Here is a 21742-nt window from a genome sequence, read left to right as displayed (position 1 = left end):
CAATTGATTTGCCCCGGCGATTACAGGCCCAAGACGTCATTCATGTTGTACAGCCCTGGCTTCTTTCCGGCAGCAAATTTGGCAGCTTGCAGGGCACCAGTGGCGTAGCAGTCGCGGTTGCTGGCTCGGACGGTCATTTCGATGGTTTCACCAAGCAGGCCGAAGATGATCGTATGTTCGCCTGGGTTGTCGCCGGTGCGGATCGCGTGGTAGGCGATTTCATCATGCGGACGGGCACCAGGACGACCTTCGCGACCATGAACGTGGTTGGTGATGCCCATCTTGTTGGCGATCAGTTCCCCGAAACGCAGAGCCGTACCGCTGGGGCTGTCTTCCTTGAAGCGATGATGACGCTCGAGGACTTCGACATCGGCTCCGCCTGGGATATCTTTCAAGGCTTCCGCGGCGATTTCGCACAGCTTCATGGTCAGGTTGACCGTCGTGCTCATGCTGGGTGCCCAGACGACCGGGATTACATTAGCCGCTTCTCGAATCTTGGCTTGGTGCTCTTCTTCCAATCCGGTGGTTGCCATCACGAGCGCAGCCTTCGCGTTGACAGCTCGCTCGACGGCGGCATGAGCACCTGCCGGAACCGAGAAGTCGATGATCGCTTCGTACTCAGCCGATGTTTCCTCTGCCAGGACAACATCGAGCTCGCCAATACCGGCGACAACACCGGCATCTTGGCCGAACTTCGCATGGCCGCTGTACTCGAAGCAGGCCACGATATCGAGGTCCTTGTCTGCATGCCCCAAGGCGACCAGGCGTTGCCCCATGCGACCTGCGGCTCCGTTGATGGCGATTCGTGTGGCCATGATGATAACTTTCGCTTGGTTGTCGATTAGCGGTAGAAATGCGTCATGCTCTCGTTAGTGTGAGCATGATCGAGGAACTCTATCGAACACATGCCCACTCAGACGTGGGCATGGCACCTTTGTCGTTCTGTTGGCTTAGCCGTAAAGCTGAATGGCCTGAACGATGTCGTCCATGTCGTTCTTCACGGCGACAGCTCGGTTGGCGAACGTGGCTCGTTTGACGCCACGGCTGCCGAGAACTTTGTTGAAATTCTCCTGGTCGGTCGTGTGATAAGCGACCGTGGCGGTGGGGTCTTTCAGCAAGTGACCGGTCAGGATGCAGACGACGCGGTCGCTGGGGGCGATGATCCCTTGTTCACGGAGGATCTTCGCGCCGGCAACACTCGCGGCACTGGCTGGTTCGCAGCCCATGCCACCTGCACCGACCTGGCTCTTAGCGTCCATGATCTCTTGATCAGAAACTTGACGCACGACACCGTCGCAATCGTTGAGTGCCCGCAGGCATTTGTGCAAGTTGACCGGGCGATTGATCTCGATAGCACTAGCCAGCGTCGAAGCTTTACGCTGTTCTTCGTCCATCTTCTTGTAATAGTCGCCGATAATCTCGCGTGGGTAGTGGCCCTCGTTCCAGCGAACGTCGTGATTGTTATACAGTTGATCGAGCGTATCGGCTCCGCTGGCGTTAATGACGGCCAAGCGTGGGATGCGGCTGATCAGTCCCAGCTCTTTTAGTTCAGCAAAGGCTTTGCCAAACGCGCTGCTGTTGCCGAGGTTACCACCGGGGACGACGATCCAATCTGGCGGTTCCCATTGCAGAGCTTCCAGCACGCGGAACATGACCGACTTCTGACCTTCCAGACGGAAGGGGTTCACGCTGTTGACCAGGTAGATGCCCATGTCTTTGCTGACTTCCTTTACGCGGGCCATTGCGTCGTCGAAGTCGCCAGCAATTTGCAGCGTCAGCGCACCATAGTCGAGTGCCTGGGAAAGCTTGCCGTACGAGATCTTTCCACTACCGATGAAGATGACGGCCTTCATCAAGCGGGTCACGCTACAGTACATGGCCAGCGATGCGCTGGTGTTACCGGTCGAAGCACAGGCAGCACGCTTGGCACCGACCATCCGAGCATGCGTGAACGCGGCGGTCATGCCGTTGTCTTTGAAGCTACCGCTGGGGTTCATCCCTTCGTACTGCAGATGCAGCTTGCCAGGATCGAGCCCGACGAATTTGCCGACGTGGTCGGTCTGTTGCAGCAGCGTTTGACCTTCGCCGAGGGTGACGATCTGCTCGTCGGCGGCGTAAGGGAAGAGTGAACGAAAACGCCAGACGCCGCTGAAGTTAAGCGGATTGATTCGCTTGGCCCAGTTCGCTTCGATATCTTTCCACGTTTGTGGGGGAGCGCAACGATCCCAATCGTAGGCGATATCGAGTAAATCGCCGCACTCAGGACAGGCAACGAGAACTTGGGATAAATCGTACGTCTGGCCGCACTCGGGCGAGATGCAGCGCTGAAAGGCAGCAGGAGTCGTGGTCACGCTTTGAATTGCTTGTTGTCAAAGGGTTTTAGGTGGTCACGGGAGACGCGTCGCCGCGCCGCAGTTTGCCCGAATTGTTTGTGCTCCCTTGAGTTTAGAACACGGTAGCGATTCTACCGGAGGGGAGTGTCATTAGAAAAGAACGGTTCGCGTGGAAAACTTCGCAAAGCAATCAATCAGGCATTCGCTACTGCCAAAATGTCTGTCAAATCACGACTGCCAGCGTTAGCATGCCACTCAAAGTGAGCGTGAAACCCATAAATTCAGGGGATTAAGTTTGACCATTTTGGAATGGAACCCGTAAACTAGAGATTCTGCCCATTGCCTAGGCAATTTTGGCGACGATGGGCCCATTAAAGCGAGGCGAATCATGGGAAGTACACGCAGTAGCAAAGGAGCCTACTCCAGGAGTGAGGCTGAACCTTATCACGAGAAGCTAAAGCTATTGCGCGCCCGCATGGTCGGCGACACGAATTATCTTGCCGATTCCGCTCTGAAACGCACCCGAAGTGATGCTGCCGGCGATCTCTCGAAAATGCCGATTCACATGGCAGATATTGGGTCGGACAATTACGAGCAGGAGTTCTCGTTAAATCTTTTGGCGGCGGAGCAGGTGACCTTGGCGGAGATCGATTCTGCCCTGGCCAGAATTGAATCAGGCGAGTATGGTGCTTGCGTCGAGTGTGGACAACGCATTAAAAAGTCGCGACTCAATGCCATCCCCTTCACCCACTACTGTATCGACTGTGCCAGCGAGCGAGACAAAGAAAGCCGCGGATAGCCAGGGTGCTGTTCCCGTTAGCCGTTACGTACTTTTCTTTACGTTGGCCGTTTTGGGATGCGGCATCGACTTGTGGAGCAAGTCGGCTGTCTTTGCTTGGTTGGGCATGCCAGGGCAGAACCGCTACTACTGGTTCATCGAACCCTATGTCGGGTTTCAAACATCACTCAATGAAGGGGCACTGTTTGGGCTGGGACAAGGGTATACCTCGGTATTTGCCGTTTTCTCGGTCGTTGCTGCTCTGGGGATTCTCTATTGGCTTTTCATTGCCAAAGCTGCCCATGACGCGATCCTGACGACAGCCCTGGGATTAATCACCGGCGGTATCTTCGGAAATCTCTACGACCGCCTGGGCATCTGGGGCCAGCCGGCGGTGCGTGACTTCATTCTGTTTCGTTACAACGAACAATACGTTTGGCCAAACTTCAATATCGCGGATGCCCTGTTGGTCTGTGGCGCAATCTTAATGCTATGGCACTCCGTTTTCGCTAGTACTGCATCCAAAGACGATGAAGCGACTAGTGATCCTGCTTAATTACCACGTAAGACGCACGCTTTCTTCTGTTTACTTAGCGAAAACTGCCGATTCCTATGCGTCCTGCTGAGACTCCGCTCAGCGAGCGATGTCGAAAAAGTGCAGCAATGTTGATGTGACGTCCCTTAACGCGATCCCAGGGGGGCATGAATAGCAGTTGCTTGGGGGAGTCGCCAGGAATTCTATTGAAATTACTCCTTTAATCTGCCTTTTCTATTGAAACCCCTATGATTTGGGTGTATCTTCGATTTTTACCGCATGTGGGGTGTAAGCAATAACATTGACGAACTGATGAATTTTTGTGTTTGGGGCTTATTCGCCTCTGCCAGTTGCACAAGCTTCATCGTTTTCATCCATTTATCTGAGCTGCTAGTGGGGAAGGAGATCTCAGAGCACGTCGCGTCGCGTTAGTTCGTTGGTTATCGGGGAAATTAATGACGCACAAGGTGAACTTCGGCCAGCTTCGATCGAAGCGATAATTCACGATGCGTCCGAACTAAAGTCGTTCCATCTTTCAAGAGGGCAGTGGAATGAAACTTTCGCGAACTGTCGCCTATGCTTTACAGGCGACCATGCAGTTAGCCGTGTCCGATTCAGACACACCAGTTCCATGCAGTCAAATTGCATCCAAAGGGGACATGCCAGAACGCTTTTTGCTTCAGGTCCTCCGCAGTTTGGTGAATCACGGAGTGCTGCGTAGCACACGTGGTGTCGATGGGGGATACATGTTGATTCGATCCCCTGACGAGATCTCACTCCTCGATGTCATCGAGGCGATTGAAGGCCCGTTGGACTCGAAGTTGCCGCTTCCGGCTGACCCAGAGGACTTCACGCAGCAAAACCTGCAAAAGGCTCTTCAAGAGGTCACCGCGACTGCACGCAAGCAGTTGGAATCGATCAAGATCTCGCAGCTGATTCAGGCACCAGCTTCCGAAGCAGCGGATGAAGATTCATCCGATGCTGAAGCGTCGCTCACGCCGAGTCATACGCGAGCATTGAGCGGAGCCGTGCCTGAAGCGGCGACACGTGTCCATTCGGCTTGATATTGCGTGTGAGCGGTCCAGGGATGTTATCGTTTGGTGAAGCTGTTTCGGGGGCTTGTTCCCTGTGCTTTACCATTCTATTCTCATGTCCATGAACAACTCACACAACGATCTCGAAAAGCGTTTGGAAACAGCACGTCGTTTGGCTCGACTGGCCGGGAAAAGCACGTTGGAGCACTTCCAGCGTGCGGATCTTTCTTTTGAAAAGAAGGAAGATGCTTCCCCGGTCACGGTAGCCGACCAGAATGCGGAAAAGATTATCCGCAAAGGGCTTAAGGAAGAATTCCCGGACGATGGAATCATTGGTGAGGAATTCGGCAGCGAGGAAGGCTCGACCGGATACAACTGGATCGTCGATCCCATCGACGGTACCAAAGCTTTCATCGCTGGGGTCCCGCTTTTTGGGACCATGATCGGTGTCGAAAAGGACGGAAAGTCCCGCCTGGGCGTTGTTTATATTCCCGGGCTGGACGAAATGATCTCGGCCGCCGAGGGTCAGGGGTCGTGGTACGAACGTCCTCATCACGACCCGATTCGTGCCCAGGTCAACAAAACCCCTAAGCTTGCCGACGGGGTCATGGTGACCAGTCAGGTGAGTACGTTCAACAAGCGTAACGCTACGCAAGGCTTCCTTGAACTCGAGGAAAGGTCTTTCGTGACCAGGACTTGGGGCGATTGTTATGGCTACATGCTGGTCGCCACGGGGCGTGCTGTCTGCATGATCGACCCCATGATGAGTATCTGGGACGCGGCCGCTCTGCAGCCGATCATGGAAGAAGCTGGCGGTACGTTCACCAGTTGGACTGGCGAATCGACCATCTACAGCGGTGACGGCATTGGTACCAACGGCCTGGTACTCGAGGAAATCCTGGAAGTTTGCCGTAAATATCCGATGCCAGAATAGCTCGGTTCATTTTTCTCAGCACCTTGCGGGCCAGATCACATCTCGGTAAACTGGTCCGTTTCGTATCAAGCATTGGACGACCGTCTAGGAGTCGCTGGCAATGGCCAACGTGTGTGAAATTTGTGGCAAGGGCCACAGCATGGGCAATAAGGTTACCCTCCGCGGTAAGGCGAAGTACCTGGGCGGTGTCGGTACCAAGATCACGGGCATCACGCGTCGTAAGTTCAAGCCGAACTTGCAGACCGCCAAAGCTGTTATGCCCAACGGCGAACACAAGAAGCTGAAGGTTTGCACCCAGTGCATCCGTAGCGGGTACGTCAAGAAGGTTGTGCGTCACCGCCCCTTCAAGCTGCCTTCGGAAGAACGCGGCCGCTAAGGCCTGCTGTGTCCTCGCTTTTAGCTGCCCTTCGCTCCCGAGCGGAAAGTGCTGAAGCGAGGGGTTCTCTTAAGAGCTAACTCTGGAGAAGTTCGATGTCCTCGCTGACCCGTGAAGAAGTCGAAAAGGTTTCGCTGCTGGCTCGTTTGCGTCTGTCGGAGGAAGAACTCTCGACAATGACCGAGCAGATGAGCCAGATCGTCAGCTACGTCGAGCTTCTTGAAGAGGTCAATACCGACGACGTCGAGCCGATGGCTCACGCGGTCGAGCAGCACAATATCTTTGCCGAAGACGCCGTGCACCAGTCGCTGCCACGCGAAGCTGCCTTGGCCAACGCCCCCAAGCGGGACGACGAATGCTTCCGTGTTCCTGCTGTTTTGGGCGACTAGGCAACTGTAACGAAATTGACTGTGCCTAAATTATGGCCCTCGATATCGGTGTGCACCTCGGTGCTGCGTCTGATCGAATGGTCACCTTCTTGTTGGATATTCGGTCCAACTTCTCTGCTTGATTGCCCCTTACGACGACTAGTCAACTGCCGCGAATTCCGGCATCATAGGCTGTTTGCAGACTTAACTGCTTATGCGGCACTGGTCTAGCCAGTGGCCCGCTTGGATAACGCGGCTCGTCCGCACCACTGACGGAAAGAAAAGGCAAAACGCACGATGGCTTTGTACGAAGCGTCCGCCACCCAGTTGTTGTCTCAGCTTGAATCAGGCGAACTGACCTCGGTCGAGGTAACCCAGGCCTGTCTCGATCGAATTCGTGAGCATGATGGCTCCGTGGGTGCGTTTCTGAAGGTGATGGACGAAAAGGCGTTGGCCAAAGCTGCCGAAGTCGACCGCAAGCGTAAGGCCGGTGAAGAACTGGGCGTGCTCGCTGGTGTTCCGGTCGCGGTAAAGGACCTGCTGTGCACCGAGGGAGAAGTCACCACGTGCGCTTCCAAGATGCTCGAGAACTTCGTTCCGCCGTACAGCAGCACGGTCATCAAGAAGCTGGAAGCGGCCGACGCCGTGATCATCGGTAAGACCAACATGGATGAGTTCGCCATGGGTGGTTCCACCGAAAACTCGGCCCTCGGTAAGACACGCAATCCGTGGAATACTGATCTGGTGCCTGGTGGTTCGTCCGGTGGCGCGGCTGCCTGCCTGGCAGCTCAGATGGTCCCCCTTTCAATCGGTACCGATACGGGTGGCTCGATTCGCCAGCCAGCGTCGTTCTGCGGTGTTGTCGGGCTGAAGCCAACCTACGGCCGCGTTAGCCGTTTTGGCCTGATCGCTTTTACCAGTAGCTTGGACCAGATCGGTCCGATGGCACGCACGGCGGAAGATACCGCATTGTTCCTCGAAGCGATCAGTGGTCATGATCCGCAGGATTCGACTTCAGCGGCTGTTGCCTGTCCGTTGTTCAGCAAGTCGGTCGATCAGCCTCTGGAAGGTCTTCGCATTGGCTTGGTGAAAGAACACTTCGGCGAAGGTCTCGATGGTGAAGTCGAGAAAGCTGTACGCGAAGCCGTCGCTGTTTATGAAAAGCTTGGCGCCAAGGTCGTCGATATTTCGCTGCCGCATAACAAGTACGGTATCGCGACTTACTACATCATTGCCCCGAGTGAAGCCTCGAGTAACCTGGCCCGCTTCGACGGTGCCCATTACGGCCATCGTTGCGATGAAGCGACGATGCTGGAAGAGTTGCAAAAGGAAGCAGAAGCCTTAGAGGCCGCTAATGATAAAGAGGGCCTCCGGAAGATGGATACGCCGTTGATTCGGATGTATCGCCAGAGTCGGGCTGAAGGGTTCGGGCCGGAAGTAAAGCGGCGAATCATGCTGGGTACCTACACGCTCAGTGCCGGGTATTACGACGCTTTCTACCTCAAGGCATTGAAGGTTCGTCGTTTGATTCGTGAAGACTACGACAAGGCATTCAAGGCCGTCGACTTGATCGTGGGCCCAACGGCGCCGAATCCGGCGTTTGCTGCCGGCTCCAAGACCAACGACCCGCTGGCCATGTACCTGGAAGACTTGTACACGGTGACCGCCAACCTCGCGGGCATTCCGGCGATGTCGATTCCGTGTGGAATGACCAGCGGCGGACTCCCAGTTGGTCTGCACATGCAGGCTCCGGCCTTGGAAGAAGATCGCCTACTGCGAGCCGCCTACATGTTCCAGAAGGAAACCGACTGGCACGCGAAGACGCCAAGCTTGTAGGACGCAACAACAAAGGGCTTATGCCCTGAATGAAGACTCTCGACGGGGATATAGGAAGGACTGGGTTTGCTTGGCGAACCCATGGATAGACCGACCAGGAAAAGTCATGAGCGACGATTACGAAATCATTATCGGGCTGGAAGTTCACGTGCAGCTGGCAACCGAGACCAAGCTGTTCTGTCGCTGTAGCACAAAGTTTGGGGCTTCGCCCAACACGCAGACTTGCCCCGTTTGTCTCGGCATGCCAGGGTCGCTGCCAGTGATGAACCGTGATGCGTTTCAGCTGGGTCTGAAGACGGCCTGTGCGTTGAATCTGAACGTACCTCGCTTCACGAAGTGGGACCGCAAGAACTATTACTACCCCGACCTTCCCAAGGGGTACCAGATCAGCCAGTTCGATCTGCCGATGTCGGAGGATGGTTACCTCTGGATTAGTGATCCGAAAGAGCAGTTTGAAGCCAAGAAGGTCGGTATCATTCGGGCTCACTTGGAAGAAGACGCCGGCAAGTCGATGCACGACGAAGCCGCCGGTAAGGCCGACACGCGGATCGACTTGAATCGTACGGGCACTCCGCTGTTGGAAATCGTGAGCGAGCCTGACATGCGTTCGCCCTTGGAAGCGAAGGCCTACCTGAACGAGCTAAAGCTGATTCTGACCTACCTCGGCGTTTCGGACTGTAACATGCAGGAAGGCAGCCTCCGCGTCGATGCCAACGTCAACTTGCATATCAAGTCTGACGACCCGCACAAGATCGCAACGCCGATCGTCGAAATCAAGAACATGAACAGCTTCCGCGCTGTCGAGCGTGCCCTCGCGTACGAGGTGACTCGACAGTACGAAGTGTGGAAGGAAACCGGCAAGACCATCAAGGACGCCGCAAAGACTACCCGTGGCTGGGACGATCAGGCCCAGGTGACACGGCCCCAACGAGAGAAGGAAGATTCGAGCGATTACCGCTACTTCCCCGATCCCGACCTTGCCCCGGTAATTACCACAGAGGAAGAGGTTGAAGCCGTTCAGCAGTCGCTGTGCGAGCTTCCAATGGCGATCCGCGAGCGTCTGCATGATGGCTTTGGTATTCCCTCCTACGATGCCGACGTGATCGTCAATCAGGGCATCGTGGCTGTGAAGTACTTCGAGGAGTTGGCCCTCAAAACGGGCGACGCCAAGATGTCCAGCAACTGGGTTCAGCAGGATGTGCTGCGGGTACTGAAAGAACGTGATCTAGAATTCGAACAGTTCCCGATCTCGGTCGAACGGCTCGCCGGCTTGCTCAAAGCGATCATGAACAAAGAGATCGATACGACCCGGGCGAAGGATGTCTTTACCCAGATGCTCGACAGCGACAAAGACGCCTCGGCGATCATGAAGGAGATGGGCATCGAAAAGGTCGATGACTCCGAGATCGATGACCTGGCCAAAGAGATCCTGGAAGCTAATCCCAAGGCCGTCGAAGACCTGAAGAACGGCGTGCAAAAGGCGGTTGGCGCGCTTATCGGTCAGGCCAAGAAGAAGAACCCCAACATCGACCCCGGCACGTTCCGCGCGAAGTGCTTGGAGTTGGTGAAGCATATGTAGCGTCTACTTGAGACGCTTAGATTCGTTTCAGGCTGCACCATGTTCACTCCTGGCGGAATCATCGCTCTCACGACCGACTTTCAGGCCGACTCGTTCTATGTCGCTGAAATGAAAGTCGCGGCGCACCAGATTGCTCGCGATGCGATGATCGTTGACGTTACGCATGCCATCCCTCCGCAAGATGTGAAGCAGGCCAGTTGGACCTTGCTTCGCGCCTTGGAAGCGTTCCCAGAAGGGACGGTGCATGTTTGCGTGGTCGATCCCGGAGTCGGCACCCAGCGCAAGATTCTTGCCGCGATCATTCATGGTCAGGCTGTGATTGGGCCTGACAATGGGTTGTTCGATGTCATCGCGTCCCGGTATCATGTCGCGGCTGCCATTGAACTGAACAACGAAGTCTATTTCGGGCCGCGTCGTTCCCACACTTTCCACGGCCGCGACATCATGGTCCCGGTGGCCGCACACTTGGTTCGCGGTATTCCTCTGGAAAGTCTCGGCGATGCCGTTGACCCACCATCGGTCCCTGAGGAAGCGAAAGCCAGGATCTTTGCCCAAAGAAAAGGGAACGAGATCCACGGGCAGTTCATCTACGCCGATTCATTCGGCAACTACGTGACAAACATCTTTGCTGACGACATCCCGGAAGACTGGGATCGGTGGCAGTTGCGAATCGAGTCAGATTCGTTTTCGGCGGACGGTATCGTCTCGACGTATGGTGAGCGTGAGCCAGGAACCCCGGTGGCACTGATGGGCTCTTCTGGCCAACTCGAGTGCGCGGTCGTCCAGGGCAATGCCGCCCAAAAGTATGGGATTGAGGCGGGAAATGCGGTTAAGATCGTGCGTGTAAACACTTGATTGGATGGTTATCTACCCTTAGGAATCACAAGATGCTTGGCGAAAAGGGCTAAGATAGCTAGAATCGCTCGCAAGATTCCTTCTCATCCCCGCACCAGGAACAGGTCAACGTGCCGAGTCGCATCTCCGGAAAAGTCGTATCCATCTCGGAAACGGGAGACGCCATTACCGACTTGGCTCATGATCAATTGGCCGATGTCCCTCAAGATGATCGGACTTCCATCGAGTGTGGTGGTCACACGACACTGGGTATCTATCCGGCCGATCACGACCAGCCTGAGATGACATACGTCGCGATTCTTGGCGGGAGTGGTTGCCTGGAGTTATCGCTCATTGGTGACAGTGCCGCGAAGTTCCTCGGGCTGAAAGTTAACGACGAAGTCACCATCAAGTGGTAGTCAGGCCAAGGTGCGTCCTTTCTCAAGTGTCAAAGAGTTCTACGTATGACGCACAACCCTGTCGAACCGCCTGAGTCGCAAGGGGCGTCCGATTCGTCCTCGTCCAATGAGCTTGCTGGTCCCGACCATCAGCCTCGGAAATTTGGTTTCTGGGCGGCGTACTTTCTAGTGGTCGCTAGTATGGTTGGAGCCGGGATTCTTACTTCCTCCGGGTTCACCCTTCATGATACGGCCAACCCCGGCGGGCTGATGGTGATCTGGACGCTCGGCGGGATTCTCGCCTTGTGTGGAACAGTAACCATCGCAGAACTGGCCACCATGCTTCCCAGGGCAGGTAGTGATTACCTTTTCGTTCGAGAAGCCTTCGGCCGTGAGGCAGGTATTGTCGTTGGCTGGGCAACGTTCGTCTTAGGCTTTGCTGCTCCGACAGCGGTCGTGGCACGTCTATCGGCAAACTACCTGTCGATTCCGATGACGGAGTATTTCGAGTTTGGATCAACACAGCCCTATCTGGAACCGATGCTGGCTACGCTTTTCGTCGGCGTATTGATGACGATTCATTGCCTAGGTCATCGCGAGAGCAGTGGCCTACAGGTTCTCTCAACGCTGGTGAAGATCTGCCTGTTGGTGGGCTTGGTCGTGATTGGTTTGAGTTTCGGCGATGGAGACTGGGGGCACTTTGCGGACAGCCATGTGCCGGATTCTCAAGAGTTTTTTACCCTGGGGATTGGTTTGATCTATGTCAGTTACGCGTACACAGGCTGGAATGCGGCTGCCTATGTTGCTGGCGAAGTCCGTGATCCGGAGCGACTCTTGCCGCGCAGCTTGATCGCGGGGTGTGCATCGGTGATGGGGCTTTATCTGCTGGTGAACCTGACGTATGTGTTTGCCCTGGATCCTCAGGAGATGACACAGTTGAGTATTCCCGAGGTCATCCCGGTGGCTCAGTTGGCGGCGAAAAAGCTTTTCGGTACCCAGGTCGCCGACGTCGTTTCCATTTTGCTCGGTCTCGGAATGTTGGCATCGGTCAGTGCCTACATGCTCTCTGGGCCACGCATCGCGTTTGCGATGGCCAACGATGGGGCATTTCCGCGTTTCGCTGCCAAGCTGCACGACCGTCGCCAGACACCTATCGCCGCAATTGTCGTTCAAGGTTTGATCGCGATCGGAATGGTTTGGTCCGGTCCCTTCTTAGACATTCTGAACTATACGGCGATCGGGCTGGCGGTGATTTCAGGACTCGTGGTCGCGAGTATCTTCCCGCTGAGAAATCGAGAGAACCTCCCGCATCCGTATCGTTTGCCGCTGTATCCGTTACCGCCGATTTTGTACCTGGTCCTGATGGGATGGATCGTTGCGTCCGGGCTGATGCAAGACGTGCAAGGACTTCAGCTCGACGAACCTAGGCTGCCAACAACGATACTCAGCCTGTTGACGATCCTGCTCGGTTTGCCGGTCGCCTACTTCCTGGCTCGGCGAAATCGTGCGAGCTAGACGGATGCCGCTTCGGCATGGAAGCGGATCAGCTCGATGAGCTTGGCACGATCGACCGGCTTCGTCGTATAGTCGGTGCAGCCAGCTTCGATACAGCGGTTGCGATCTTCGGCCATCGCATGAGCAGTCAAAGCAATGATCGGGCCGTTATAACCGTCGGATCGCAATTTCGTCGAGGCCGTATAGCCATCCATAATCGGCATCTGCATGTCCATCAGGATGACATCGAACGGGCTTCCCGCTCCGCTGGCAGCAGTGGCCTTTTGATAGCCAAGTTCGCCGTTCTCAGCCATGTCGACTTCTGCCCCTGCCTTTTTCAGCAGGAACGAGATCAATCGTTGATTATCAGGACCATCTTCGACGAGCAAAATCTTCAGGTCACGCAGTACGTTCTTGGTATCGCTTGGTTTGCTCTTTTCCAGATCAGGGACCGAAGCCGTCGTTTCTGGCTCTTGAAAGTTGACGTTGTGCAGCGGGCCTGGGTCGATAACGAGTCGAAAGGTCGTCCCTTTATGGGATGTTTCGAGAATCGTCAGGTCACCACCCAGCAGCCCTGCGAATCGCTTGCTGATGGTAAGCCCCAGGCCTGTTCCACCGAAACGACGCGACATTGATCCATCGCCTTGGGTGAACGGTTGGAACAGCTTGTCGCACATTTCATCCGAGATACCGATGCCGGTGTCGCTCACATCGATCTGGATTTTACGATTGGCGGCCTTGCCGACCAGAGCGACTTTCATGTTCACGCTACCTTCGTGCGTAAACTTGATCGCGTTGCTCAGTAGGTTCATCAGGATCTGCCGCAGACGTGTCGGGTCGGTCAAAATCATTTCGGGGATAGGACCGTCGTACTCGACTTGAATATTCAGCTTCTTCTCTTCAGCACGAACTTGCATCAACTGGCGAATGTCCGCGATCAGACGGTGCAGCGAGCAAGGCAGATTTTCGACCTGGAACTTACCGGCTTCAATTTTCGAGAAGTCCAGCAAGTCATTGATGAGCGAGATCAGGTGCGATCCGTTTCGGCGAATCGTTTCGATGGCTTCGACTCGTTCGACGGGGGCCTTGTAAATATCGCCCGTTTCCAACAGCACATCGGCGAACCCAAGGATTGCCGTGAGTGGTGTGCGGATTTCGTGGCTCATATTGGCTAGGAAAGCGCTCTTGGCGTGGTTCGCGCCTTCGCTGGCTTCGATGGCCTTACGGAGCTCTTCTGTCTGACGTTCAAGTCGCTCGTGTGACTCTTGCAGGACCAAGCGTTGCAGTTCAATCTCGCGTGTTCGTTCCGTCACTTCTCGTTCGACTTCGGCCTGCATTTTCTCCATTTCAGCGCGACGATTGGCGATGACGGTCATTTCGCGGCGACTGATCCAGGTCGAGTAAATCAGGAAGATGTCTTCGAAGATCACCCAGCCAGCGTGCTCTACTGAGCGTTGCCAGCCAAAGATCGAGATGCCGTAGATCGATTCAGGCCACAGTAAACCACGTGCCACGTGATCCACAGCGATAACAAGCGACGCGGTCACCAAGACTTTCCAATCACGATAGAAAGCCAGGAAAGCCAACGAACCAAAAATATGGAAGTGGGCTTCGATCCGCCCACCCATCAGGTGAATCAGTAGCGCGGATGCAAGCGCTTGGCCGACGGCGATGGTCTGCCGGGTAATGGCCCTGCCAGGGTAGTACTTTGCCAACAGAATCGGCAAGCTACAAATCAATCCACCAACGATAAGGGCTGACCAGATGTGCGGATGAACATACTGCGTACGACCAGCCCAGGCGTATGGCGAGACCCACATCGCGATCCCGATTCCTGCGATCCACTGGAAAAACATGAGCCACGCAAACATATGATCAGTGCGTCGATAGATCGAATCGCGATGTTCGTCTAGCAGCTCTCGGGCGCGGTCATTAATGGGGCGATCTTCACTTAGCGTCATATTCTGACCCTCCGCTGTTGACCGCTACCTCGGATGGCGAATCGAATATTGGGCACCCAAAAACGTTCGTCTTATCGCAGGTGGATTCTCCATTAAGGATGTATCGAATGATCGAACTACGGCCGAGGTTTTCTCCTTCGTGCCCTCGCGCAGGTGTAATGCCGCCGCTGAAGATCCTTCTTCCGTCGGGTGAATATAGTAGTGCATGTCCGGACGTGAGCGCGCCGAAACGCTGTGCAAGTTGTCCATTGGCGTCATTGGTGATATGCACGTTGGGGATAGCCAACGCCTGGCGAACTTTACTCGTGTCTTCCCACTGCATTCCCAGCGGCGAATAAAACACAATCTGAGTATTCAGGCGAGCACCGCAGATCGATTGAATGCGGGTAAGTTCGTTGAGGGTCGCGACCGAGCACGGGCATTGCGGATGAATAAATACCAGGAGATTGGCACGCTGGGTATCGAGCTTGATGGAATCGTTGACCGGCCAGATTAGCGAGTGGTCGCTCCTTTCGCCCGGCATGTTATGGTACGCCAGCAGAGAGATAAATGCAGATGCGATTAACGCTACCCAAATACTGACAACCACGGGAAGAATGGATCGACCTGGACGCGATACTTCGCCCGGTTCGGTGCCTTCCTTCACTGCCTGTTGTGAGTTGTCGTTCATGGTATGAAATTCCGATCAAAACCTGCCCCAACCGGATTCAACGCGGACTCCGGTCTGAGCAAAAGCTTAGGTCAGGAGAACACGCAACACGCGATTCCGGATTCGGGTTGAGGCTAACCGTAGGTAGGCTACAGCGATAGTAACGGTTGTGCCCGTTATTCCGGTATCCGATGACGCCAAGAATGCGTCTATGCAGAGATCCCTGCGACTTGGTTAATTTCCCTGGCCGATGGCCTAACCAAGAAAATGATCCCGGAACAGTCGCAGAAGTGTTTCGCATTGAGGGGCCGCTTGGCATTGGCCACGAAACACATGGTAAGGAACTTTAGCGATGCGTTCGCAGTACTCCGGGTAGGCCTCCACACGGCTAACCAGCGTTGGAAGGGTGAGTTCTGGATGGAACTGCGTGCAGTAGATCGGGCGACCGTCAAATCGAAATGCCTGCTGAGCAACCCTTTCGGTCGAGGCCAATAGCGTCGTTCCGGGCGGCAACTCAATCACGCGATCTTCGTGCCCCATGTAGGCCTCGAAGCTCTCTGGCAGATGCGAGAATATCGGATCAAGCATGCCGGCCTCGGTCAATGTGACCAGGCTGGTTCCCAGTTCGGCGTGCTCGAGATCGTGAATGACCTTGCCCCCGGCAGCCCTGGCCAAGGATTGAAAACCCCAGCACGAGGCGAACGTAGGTTTTCCGCTATCTAGAAGTCGCTGCAAACTGACGAGTGCCCGTTGCATCCACGGGGCGTCACTGGTGACGCTGTAACGTCCCGAGCCACCAATCATTACCATGTCGACTTCCGCGAGGTGCGAAGCGTCGAGACTGGTAGACAGCAGATCGAAGATGGTAATCGACTCTTGGGGGCAACGTAATGCGTCGGCAAAACAGCCAATCTCTTGCCGGCGAATGGGATCTTCAAAATCGCGAATCTGAATCAGAAGGTAGCGATAGTTATTCATGACTGACACGCTCTATTCAAAGTGACGTGGTCGATTCCCTGGGCAATCACTTCGCACATGGTATCAATTTGGTCCATGGAAACAGCCAGGGGAGGCATGATGACAATCACGTCACCTAGCGGGCGGATCCACAGACCATGATCCAGTGCAAATTGACAAACCTGGTGCCCATGTCTCTCCGTCCAGGGAAAATGCTCACCTGTCTCTCGGTTCTTGACCAACTCGATGGCGGCGATCATACCAATTTGTCGGACGTTGCCCACATGAGGATGTTCGATCAGGCGACTCAGGTGCTCAGCAATTCGTTGAATCTTATCAGGGAGTTGAGCCAGCGTATCTTCCTGCTCGAAGACATCCAGTGTGGCCATTGCCGCGGCGGCGCTTAACGGGTTGCCACCAAACGTATGGCCATGGCATAGCTGTTTCGCTTCGTCATAGTCACCCAGGTAGGCATTCCAAATCTCGGTGGTTGCGATCGCCGCACTCATGGGAAGGTAGCCGCCAGAGAGACCTTTGCCAAGACACAGAATGTCCGGAACGACATCCTCTTGCTGACAGGCAAACATCGTACCAGTACGCCCCATGCCCACGGCCACCTCATCGGCAATCATCAGGACATCGTACTTTCGCGTCAGCTGACGTACGCCTCGGAGGTAACCTTCCGGCTGCATGATCATACCGGCTGCTCCGAGGACCAATGGTTCGATCACGACCGCAGCAATCGATTCGTGATGTTTTGCCAGCGTCTCCTCGAGTGTCTGCAAATGATGCTGACAACTGGTCGCGAATGTTGGCGTACGACGATCAGGAATCGGAAGCCGGTGAACGGGAAACATCAATGGCTTGAACACCGCGTTGAAGCGATCAACGCCCCCCACGCTAATCGTACCGATGGTGTCGCCATGATAGGCGTCCTCAAACCCAATGTACGATGTCTTCTGGGGTTTGGGGTTCTCACACTGATGCCAATATTGAAAGGCCAGCTTGATGGCCACCTCTAGAGCGGAAGCTCCATCACTGCAGAAAAAGGTGTGATCCAAATCTCCCGGCGACAGGTCGGCCAGTCGCTTGGCCAACTGGATGGTCGTGCTGTTCGAGCATCCCAGATTGGTGACATGTGCCACCTTGCCTAGTTGCTGTTGAATCGCGGCATCAATCGTCGGGTGCCGATGGCCGTGGACATTGCACCACATGCTGCTGACCCCATCGATCAGGCGGCGCCCCTCAGTATCGATTAATTCGCACCCTTCCGCCGATTCGATGATCAGTGGCTCGTAGCAGGCCATTTGGGTGAAGGCATGCCAGACGTAGTGCTTGTCCCAGTCGTTTAGTTGCTGCGTGGTCGGAGTCATATGCGAAAAGGAAATGAGGTCTCAATGCAAAGACTTCATTGTAGAGCATGACACAAGCGAGGTCAGGCTCGGATCGGTCTCTGGCTATTGCGAAGACGAGCGAGAACCTTGCGGGCTCCCACCGATTGGGTAGTCTTCCGGCAGTGGGCGTGCTGCCGTCGTGAACCCGATCTCGTACAGATCATCACGAACTTTGCGGAAGTCGCCATAACTATCAGGGTAGGTCCAGATCGTGATCGTCGTCCGCGATGGATCGAGCGAGGCGATAATATCGCGGAAACGCGACCCCGGTTGCAAAGCTTCGTCAATGGGAAAGCCGATCTGTTCGGTCTCCGGTTCCAGGGTAAAACTCTGAAGTTCGATACCGCCACGCGTGGCCGTGCCGAGAGAAGTTTCCATTTCGTACGAACGACTGACGAGCGTGTACTGCATGACATAGCCGTTCATTGGACCGATGCGAGCGACCGCTTTTCCATCGCGTCGAGCACGGTCCAAGTGGCTGCGGGCATCGTTCTTCATGGCCTCGACCAATCGCTCCATCGGAACGTAAGAGATTCGTCCATGGCGGAGGCGGAAGTGTTCTTCCTGACCAAAGACGGTCTTGGCCAGCGGAGTGGGGTAGTGGGCCAGTTCTTTCACCTCGGGCCGGTAGTCACGCAGGCTCTCGATTTGATCGTATAACTCTTCCAGCTGTGAAGTCGTGTGTAGTAGCTCCCGCTGCTGGGCGACTTCTTCTTGTTTACTGCTGGAAAGCTCTTGCTGCTTTTGGTTGAGCGTGGTTTCCGCGGATGTCAAAAACAATTGCAGTTGATTGCGTTCTTCGAATGCAAGTTTTGCCTGCTCTTGCACGTCGAGGATCTCATGCTGGATCGAGGCCACATCTTGGGCCATGCTGTTCACTTCGGCCAGCGTTGGTCCCTGCGGCTTGGGCGGTGCCTTGGGTAGTTCCGGCTCCGGTGCAGGAATCGATAGCGTCGGAGGTTTGACAGGCTCGTCCGTTTTGCCGATCGCCGCATCCACGATCGCATCTCGAGCCGTGATACCGACCACCATGATCAGGATGATCAGGATCCCGACAAGGTTAGTCACCACGTCAAGAAATGAATCAAGCGACGGTGCGTTCTTGTCTGCACTGGTTGTTTTGGCCGGACGTCTCACTTGCGATTCACCTCGATCCCGGAACCGTACAAGAGCGTTTCCAACTGGCTTACCACAGGCTCGCCGCCTTGCTCGACGGTGACTTGCAAGATGGGCTTCCAGTAGAAGTTGCGACCAGCCATGCCCCAGCTGTCGATGCGTGTATGAATCAAGCGAACGAGCTTGTCGACCGCCGCTTCCATGTCTCCGTTTACAGGGACCGTTTCAGCGGGACCAAGTACGCCACGCTCTTGCACCAAGGTCATCTGTGCTCCGCTTACTACCAGCGTGACCGGCCGTGTAATCGCCGTGTTTCGAGGTCCTGCCGTCGGTAAAGCCCAGTTGCCGCCTCGTGTGGCTGCGATCGGCTTGGCAGACGAGCGGTTACCACCTGTTCCGCCGGAAGCATCCTTCATGTCGGGACCATTTGGCTGAGCATACTGAGCGCCGTGCTTGCCTTCACCGGTACGTTGTTCTGGAGGAGCCTGCTGAGGATAAAAGCCTTGACCCGATTGTTGATTAGGTGCCCTCTGCTGGGCGTCATTAACCGGAGTGGTCGCTCGGCCGGTTCCCATTTGACCGGAACCACCATAGGTTTCGGCCGGCATTTCGCCGGTACCGTTGCCACGTTCTACGAATCGGTTCTCGAGAAATGCCTCTTCGTCACCCCCGCTACCGACAGCTTGGAAGCCACCGTTGCGTGTTGCCGCGAGGTATTGATCTTCGACGCGGCCGTACTTCTTCGGAGCAGCCATGATCAGAGCGATCTTGCGACGTCGAGCCAGTTCAACCGTTTCAATCAAACGTTTGGCCAAGAAGCGATCGGCAGGCGGATAGGCTAGTTCGGTATCTTCGTCGACCAGCTCATAGCCGAATTCGTCGTCCCAGCCGTTCAGGGCTTCCCGCGCGGCTGCATACGACTCGGCACCACCGGGGCGAACAATCAACAGCGGGTAAGGATTGCCTTGTCCTGGCACGCCTTGCGATTGACGGTACTCACGAATGGTCCGCAGGGATGCTGCCAATGGATTGCCGGGTCCGAGAGGTTCCTGGAAATCGGTACCTGTCAAACCGATCCCTTCTGGTTGGATGATCACGCGATCGGCTGTGCATTCGATGTAGATAGGCTGGCGGCGTGTTCCGCTCTGTCCGTCGTAAGGAACCAAAGCATAGGCTGGTTTGCGTCCCTTGATTTCTTTGCGAACCTTGTCGAGTTCTGCCTGAGCCTCAGCAATCTGTTGATTCAATCGCTGCTTTTGTGTCTCAAAGTCATCGGCACTACCGGTGACGTTCTCGGTTTCCCCTTCCAGCACCGCAATGTCGCCGCGGAGCTTGCGGATCTTTTCGGTCAGGCGGTGACTATGGTCTTCCAGGCCAGAAAGCTGTAGGCGAGCATCTTCCAACTGCTTGAGTCGTGTGAGACGCAGTTGCTCGAGCTCCTGCATCTTCTCGGTGTAGTCTTCGACCGGCTGCGGTTCTGGCGCAGGAGCAGGAGGCTCTGGCTCTGCCGGAGCAGGCACCGAGAGCGCCGGTAGATCGACCGCCACCGCTTCCGTACGAGCCTGGAGGACCATCACCACGAAGAGCACAATCAAGGCTCCCATGGTGCAGATCAACACGGCCAGGAAGGGGAATAGCGAGATCTCGACCGTATGTCGTGCTGAACGACGTCGACTCACGCGGCTTGACCTTTGTCCTTGCGATCGAGTTGAACCGAAGTATGTCCGCTGCCGGACATCCGCGAGTTAAGCAGGTGAATCGTCGCGGCCAGGCTCTGGACGGTCTCTTCAAAGTGCTGCTTACCGGCCAGCGTTTCCAGATTGCGATTGAGGGAGTGTTCCAAGTTGGCGACTTCGCCGGTTGCTTCGACCACTTTCAGTAGGATCGTCCCTTGCTCCGTCAGTTGTTCATGCTGAGCATGGATGGAAGAACTGACTTGGTACAAAGCATCGACAACGCCGTTGAGCTGTTCGGCCGAACGCTGAATCGTATGCTGCTGGGCAGCCGCGAAGGCGTCGGCGTGCGTTTTGAGCGATTCGGTCATGGCATTGTGCAGTGCCGTTTCCATTTGTTCGCTGCTGGCGGAGATCAACCGCTGCCAATGTTGATGAGCGGAGGAGACCGTGTCTCGCCAGAGCTCTGTCTGACGCACGACAAGGTCTTGCGTGGTCTGGATGGTTCGTTCGGCCATCTTCTTAACCGCGAGAACACTTGGATCGGTGGCGCTGCCTTCGGTTTCAAATCGTGCGGTCAACTCGTCAGCCGCCATGGAATCGACGTTGCTCAGCAGTTCCGATTCGACACGGCCAAGGACGAACTGAGCGAACATCAGTCCAATGGAAAGGGTTAATGCAAGCGCGGTGGTATCAAACGCCACGCTGAGTCCCTGAAGCAGGCTCTCCATCGCGACCTTGGGTTCATTCACCAGCGCTTCTGGCGATAGGTTGCCCAGTGCCAGCGTGATACCAATAACGGTACCCAAGAAGCCCAGCATCGGTGTGGCCCAGATCACGATGCGAACCATTGAATAGTCGTGTTCACACTTCTCTTGATCGATATCGGCCAGGTATTTCAGTTCATCCTGTAGATTCGAGGCTGTCTGGCTGGCATGAACATGTTGCAAGCCTTTGGAGAGCCGCTGAAACAAAAGTGTCGGGTGAAATGACTCCGGCAATTGTTGTAAGGCATTGAGCAGCAGCGGGGCCTGTTCGATCTTATCGCGGCCATTCTCTTGCGGCGGCAAATCGACGTGACTCAGCGAGCGGAACTCGCCGATCAACTGGCCGGCCTTCAATAACAAGGCAGCGACACCCACCATAAACATGCCAACTTCGACATACTCGACCGGGTGTGCGGTGACGTAGCGAAGCAGGGGATGGTGGGGGATGATGCCAAAATGGATAGCACCGTAAAACAAGACCGTCAGAGCCGAACCGATAAGAATCGGCCAACCCAGCTTGGCGGCGATGGACTGAGAAATTTTGGGGGCGTCCGTCTCTTGCACAATCGAACTCCTTCTCGATGGCACCGCACTTCCCGGGGTAGGGGGCGGAACAAAAGGGAAACTCGCGTTAATCGTTAGAATCGACATTTCGACCCCTAACTAATCAGACAAAATCGCAACTCGATTTCGAAGGCTGTTAGTCTGGGGAGATACGGAGGGTTG

Annotated in this window: 20 protein-coding genes; 11 read left to right on the top strand and 9 right to left on the bottom strand. The window is 55.3% G+C overall.

The window, feature by feature from the left end:
* Positions 1–20 precede the first annotated feature (20 nt).
* Positions 21–815, bottom strand: a complete 795-nt coding sequence (gene dapB / locus PSR63_RS05665; protein ID WP_274331486.1) for a 4-hydroxy-tetrahydrodipicolinate reductase — start codon at positions 813–815, stop codon at positions 21–23.
* Positions 816–950: 135 nt separating this feature from the next.
* Positions 951–2351 carry a threonine synthase gene (gene thrC, locus PSR63_RS05660; protein WP_274331484.1) on the bottom strand — a complete coding sequence of 467 codons (1401 nt, stop codon included), beginning with the start codon at positions 2349–2351 and terminating at the stop codon, positions 951–953.
* A 370-nt stretch (positions 2352–2721) separates the two neighbouring features.
* On the opposite strand from thrC, the gene PSR63_RS05655 reads away from it, so the two are divergent.
* From PSR63_RS05655 to PSR63_RS05605, 11 genes are all read left to right on the top strand, one after another.
* Positions 2722–3132 (top strand): TraR/DksA family transcriptional regulator, encoded by a 411-nt coding sequence (locus tag PSR63_RS05655; protein ID WP_274331482.1) that lies wholly within the window; start codon positions 2722–2724, stop codon positions 3130–3132.
* Complete coding sequence (gene lspA, locus PSR63_RS05650; protein WP_274331480.1) at positions 3098–3667, top strand: signal peptidase II; 570 nt, start codon at positions 3098–3100, stop codon at positions 3665–3667. The genes PSR63_RS05655 and lspA overlap by 35 nt, the downstream gene beginning before the upstream one ends.
* A 530-nt stretch (positions 3668–4197) precedes the next feature.
* The gene (locus tag PSR63_RS05645) at positions 4198–4710 is read left to right on the top strand and encodes an RrF2 family transcriptional regulator (protein ID WP_274331478.1); all 513 of its coding nucleotides are present in this window, start codon (positions 4198–4200) and stop codon (positions 4708–4710) included.
* An 85-nt stretch (positions 4711–4795) separates the two neighbouring features.
* Complete coding sequence (hisN, locus tag PSR63_RS05640; RefSeq protein ID WP_274331476.1) at positions 4796–5614, top strand: histidinol-phosphatase; 819 nt, start codon at positions 4796–4798, stop codon at positions 5612–5614.
* 100 nt (positions 5615–5714) lie between these two features.
* Positions 5715–5990 carry a 50S ribosomal protein L28 gene (rpmB, locus tag PSR63_RS05635; protein WP_105333706.1) on the top strand — a complete coding sequence of 92 codons (276 nt, stop codon included), beginning with the start codon at positions 5715–5717 and terminating at the stop codon, positions 5988–5990.
* 95 nt (positions 5991–6085) lie between these two features.
* Entirely contained in the window at positions 6086–6379 is a 294-nt protein-coding gene (gene gatC / locus PSR63_RS05630; protein WP_274331474.1) for an Asp-tRNA(Asn)/Glu-tRNA(Gln) amidotransferase subunit GatC, read from the top strand.
* A 276-nt stretch (positions 6380–6655) separates the two neighbouring features.
* A complete protein-coding gene (locus tag PSR63_RS05625) occupies positions 6656–8194 on the top strand; it encodes an Asp-tRNA(Asn)/Glu-tRNA(Gln) amidotransferase subunit GatA (protein WP_274331472.1) in 1539 nt (512 codons plus the stop codon).
* Positions 8195–8300: 106 nt separating this feature from the next.
* The gene (gene gatB / locus PSR63_RS05620) at positions 8301–9773 is read left to right on the top strand and encodes an Asp-tRNA(Asn)/Glu-tRNA(Gln) amidotransferase subunit GatB (protein WP_274331470.1); all 1473 of its coding nucleotides are present in this window, start codon (positions 8301–8303) and stop codon (positions 9771–9773) included.
* A 39-nt stretch (positions 9774–9812) separates the two neighbouring features.
* Entirely contained in the window at positions 9813–10628 is an 816-nt protein-coding gene (locus PSR63_RS05615; RefSeq protein WP_274331468.1) for an SAM hydrolase/SAM-dependent halogenase family protein, read from the top strand.
* A gap of 110 nt (positions 10629–10738) precedes the next feature.
* Positions 10739–11026 carry an SAM hydroxide adenosyltransferase gene (locus PSR63_RS05610; protein ID WP_274331466.1) on the top strand — a complete coding sequence of 96 codons (288 nt, stop codon included), beginning with the start codon at positions 10739–10741 and terminating at the stop codon, positions 11024–11026.
* 45 nt (positions 11027–11071) lie between these two features.
* Positions 11072–12520, top strand: coding sequence for an APC family permease (locus PSR63_RS05605; protein ID WP_274331464.1), 1449 nt, complete (start codon positions 11072–11074; stop codon positions 12518–12520).
* Here PSR63_RS05605 and PSR63_RS05600 read toward each other — a convergent pair.
* The 7 genes from PSR63_RS05600 to PSR63_RS05570 form a co-directional block, all read right to left on the bottom strand.
* Positions 12517–14460: an ATP-binding protein gene (locus PSR63_RS05600; RefSeq protein WP_274331463.1), complete on the bottom strand. Its 1944-nt coding sequence runs from the start codon at positions 14458–14460 to the stop codon at positions 12517–12519. The two genes, PSR63_RS05605 and PSR63_RS05600, sit on opposite strands and share 4 nt — an antisense overlap.
* A complete protein-coding gene (locus PSR63_RS05595) occupies positions 14447–15130 on the bottom strand; it encodes a hypothetical protein (protein ID WP_274331462.1) in 684 nt (227 codons plus the stop codon). Before PSR63_RS05595 ends, PSR63_RS05600 begins: the two co-directional genes overlap by 14 nt.
* 234 nt (positions 15131–15364) lie before the next feature.
* A complete protein-coding gene (locus PSR63_RS05590; protein ID WP_274331461.1) occupies positions 15365–16087 on the bottom strand; it encodes a type 1 glutamine amidotransferase in 723 nt (240 codons plus the stop codon).
* Entirely contained in the window at positions 16084–17439 is a 1356-nt protein-coding gene (gene bioA / locus PSR63_RS05585) for an adenosylmethionine--8-amino-7-oxononanoate transaminase (protein ID WP_274331459.1), read from the bottom strand. The genes PSR63_RS05590 and bioA overlap by 4 nt, the downstream gene beginning before the upstream one ends.
* Before the next feature lie 84 nt (positions 17440–17523).
* On the bottom strand, positions 17524–18597 hold the full coding sequence (locus PSR63_RS05580; protein ID WP_274331458.1) for a hypothetical protein: 1074 nt from the start codon (positions 18595–18597) through the stop codon (positions 17524–17526).
* Positions 18594–20255, bottom strand: a complete 1662-nt coding sequence (locus tag PSR63_RS05575; protein WP_274331456.1) for a hypothetical protein — start codon at positions 20253–20255, stop codon at positions 18594–18596. The genes PSR63_RS05580 and PSR63_RS05575 overlap by 4 nt, the downstream gene beginning before the upstream one ends.
* Positions 20252–21580, bottom strand: a complete 1329-nt coding sequence (locus PSR63_RS05570) for a MotA/TolQ/ExbB proton channel family protein (RefSeq protein WP_274331454.1) — start codon at positions 21578–21580, stop codon at positions 20252–20254. The genes PSR63_RS05575 and PSR63_RS05570 overlap by 4 nt, the downstream gene beginning before the upstream one ends.
* Positions 21581–21742: the final 162 nt, after the last annotated feature.

Source organism: Bremerella sp. P1, assembly GCF_028748185.1.
Classification (GTDB): domain Bacteria; phylum Planctomycetota; class Planctomycetia; order Pirellulales; family Pirellulaceae; genus Bremerella.
The sequence above is the reverse complement of the archived record's forward strand: the minus strand, read 5'-3'. Positions and strand labels throughout refer to the sequence as shown.

What these genes read in the sequence shown, in the direction of transcription:
- dapB (WP_274331486.1), bottom strand. Translation starts at nt 815, where the DNA reads ATGGCCACACGAATCGCCATCAACGGAGCCGCAGGTCGCATGGGGCAA.
- PSR63_RS05655 (WP_274331482.1), top strand. Translation starts at nt 2,722, where the DNA reads ATGGGAAGTACACGCAGTAGCAAAGGAGCCTACTCCAGGAGTGAGGCT.
- PSR63_RS05645 (WP_274331478.1), top strand. Translation starts at nt 4,198, where the DNA reads ATGAAACTTTCGCGAACTGTCGCCTATGCTTTACAGGCGACCATGCAG.
- hisN (WP_274331476.1), top strand. Translation starts at nt 4,796, where the DNA reads ATGTCCATGAACAACTCACACAACGATCTCGAAAAGCGTTTGGAAACA.
- rpmB (WP_105333706.1), top strand. Translation starts at nt 5,715, where the DNA reads ATGGCCAACGTGTGTGAAATTTGTGGCAAGGGCCACAGCATGGGCAAT.
- gatC (WP_274331474.1), top strand. Translation starts at nt 6,086, where the DNA reads ATGTCCTCGCTGACCCGTGAAGAAGTCGAAAAGGTTTCGCTGCTGGCT.
- PSR63_RS05625 (WP_274331472.1), top strand. Translation starts at nt 6,656, where the DNA reads ATGGCTTTGTACGAAGCGTCCGCCACCCAGTTGTTGTCTCAGCTTGAA.
- gatB (WP_274331470.1), top strand. Translation starts at nt 8,301, where the DNA reads ATGAGCGACGATTACGAAATCATTATCGGGCTGGAAGTTCACGTGCAG.
- PSR63_RS05615 (WP_274331468.1), top strand. Translation starts at nt 9,813, where the DNA reads ATGTTCACTCCTGGCGGAATCATCGCTCTCACGACCGACTTTCAGGCC.
- PSR63_RS05605 (WP_274331464.1), top strand. Translation starts at nt 11,072, where the DNA reads ATGACGCACAACCCTGTCGAACCGCCTGAGTCGCAAGGGGCGTCCGAT.
- PSR63_RS05600 (WP_274331463.1), bottom strand. Translation starts at nt 14,460, where the DNA reads ATGACGCTAAGTGAAGATCGCCCCATTAATGACCGCGCCCGAGAGCTG.
- PSR63_RS05595 (WP_274331462.1), bottom strand. Translation starts at nt 15,130, where the DNA reads ATGAACGACAACTCACAACAGGCAGTGAAGGAAGGCACCGAACCGGGC.
- PSR63_RS05590 (WP_274331461.1), bottom strand. Translation starts at nt 16,087, where the DNA reads ATGAATAACTATCGCTACCTTCTGATTCAGATTCGCGATTTTGAAGAT.
- bioA (WP_274331459.1), bottom strand. Translation starts at nt 17,439, where the DNA reads ATGACTCCGACCACGCAGCAACTAAACGACTGGGACAAGCACTACGTC.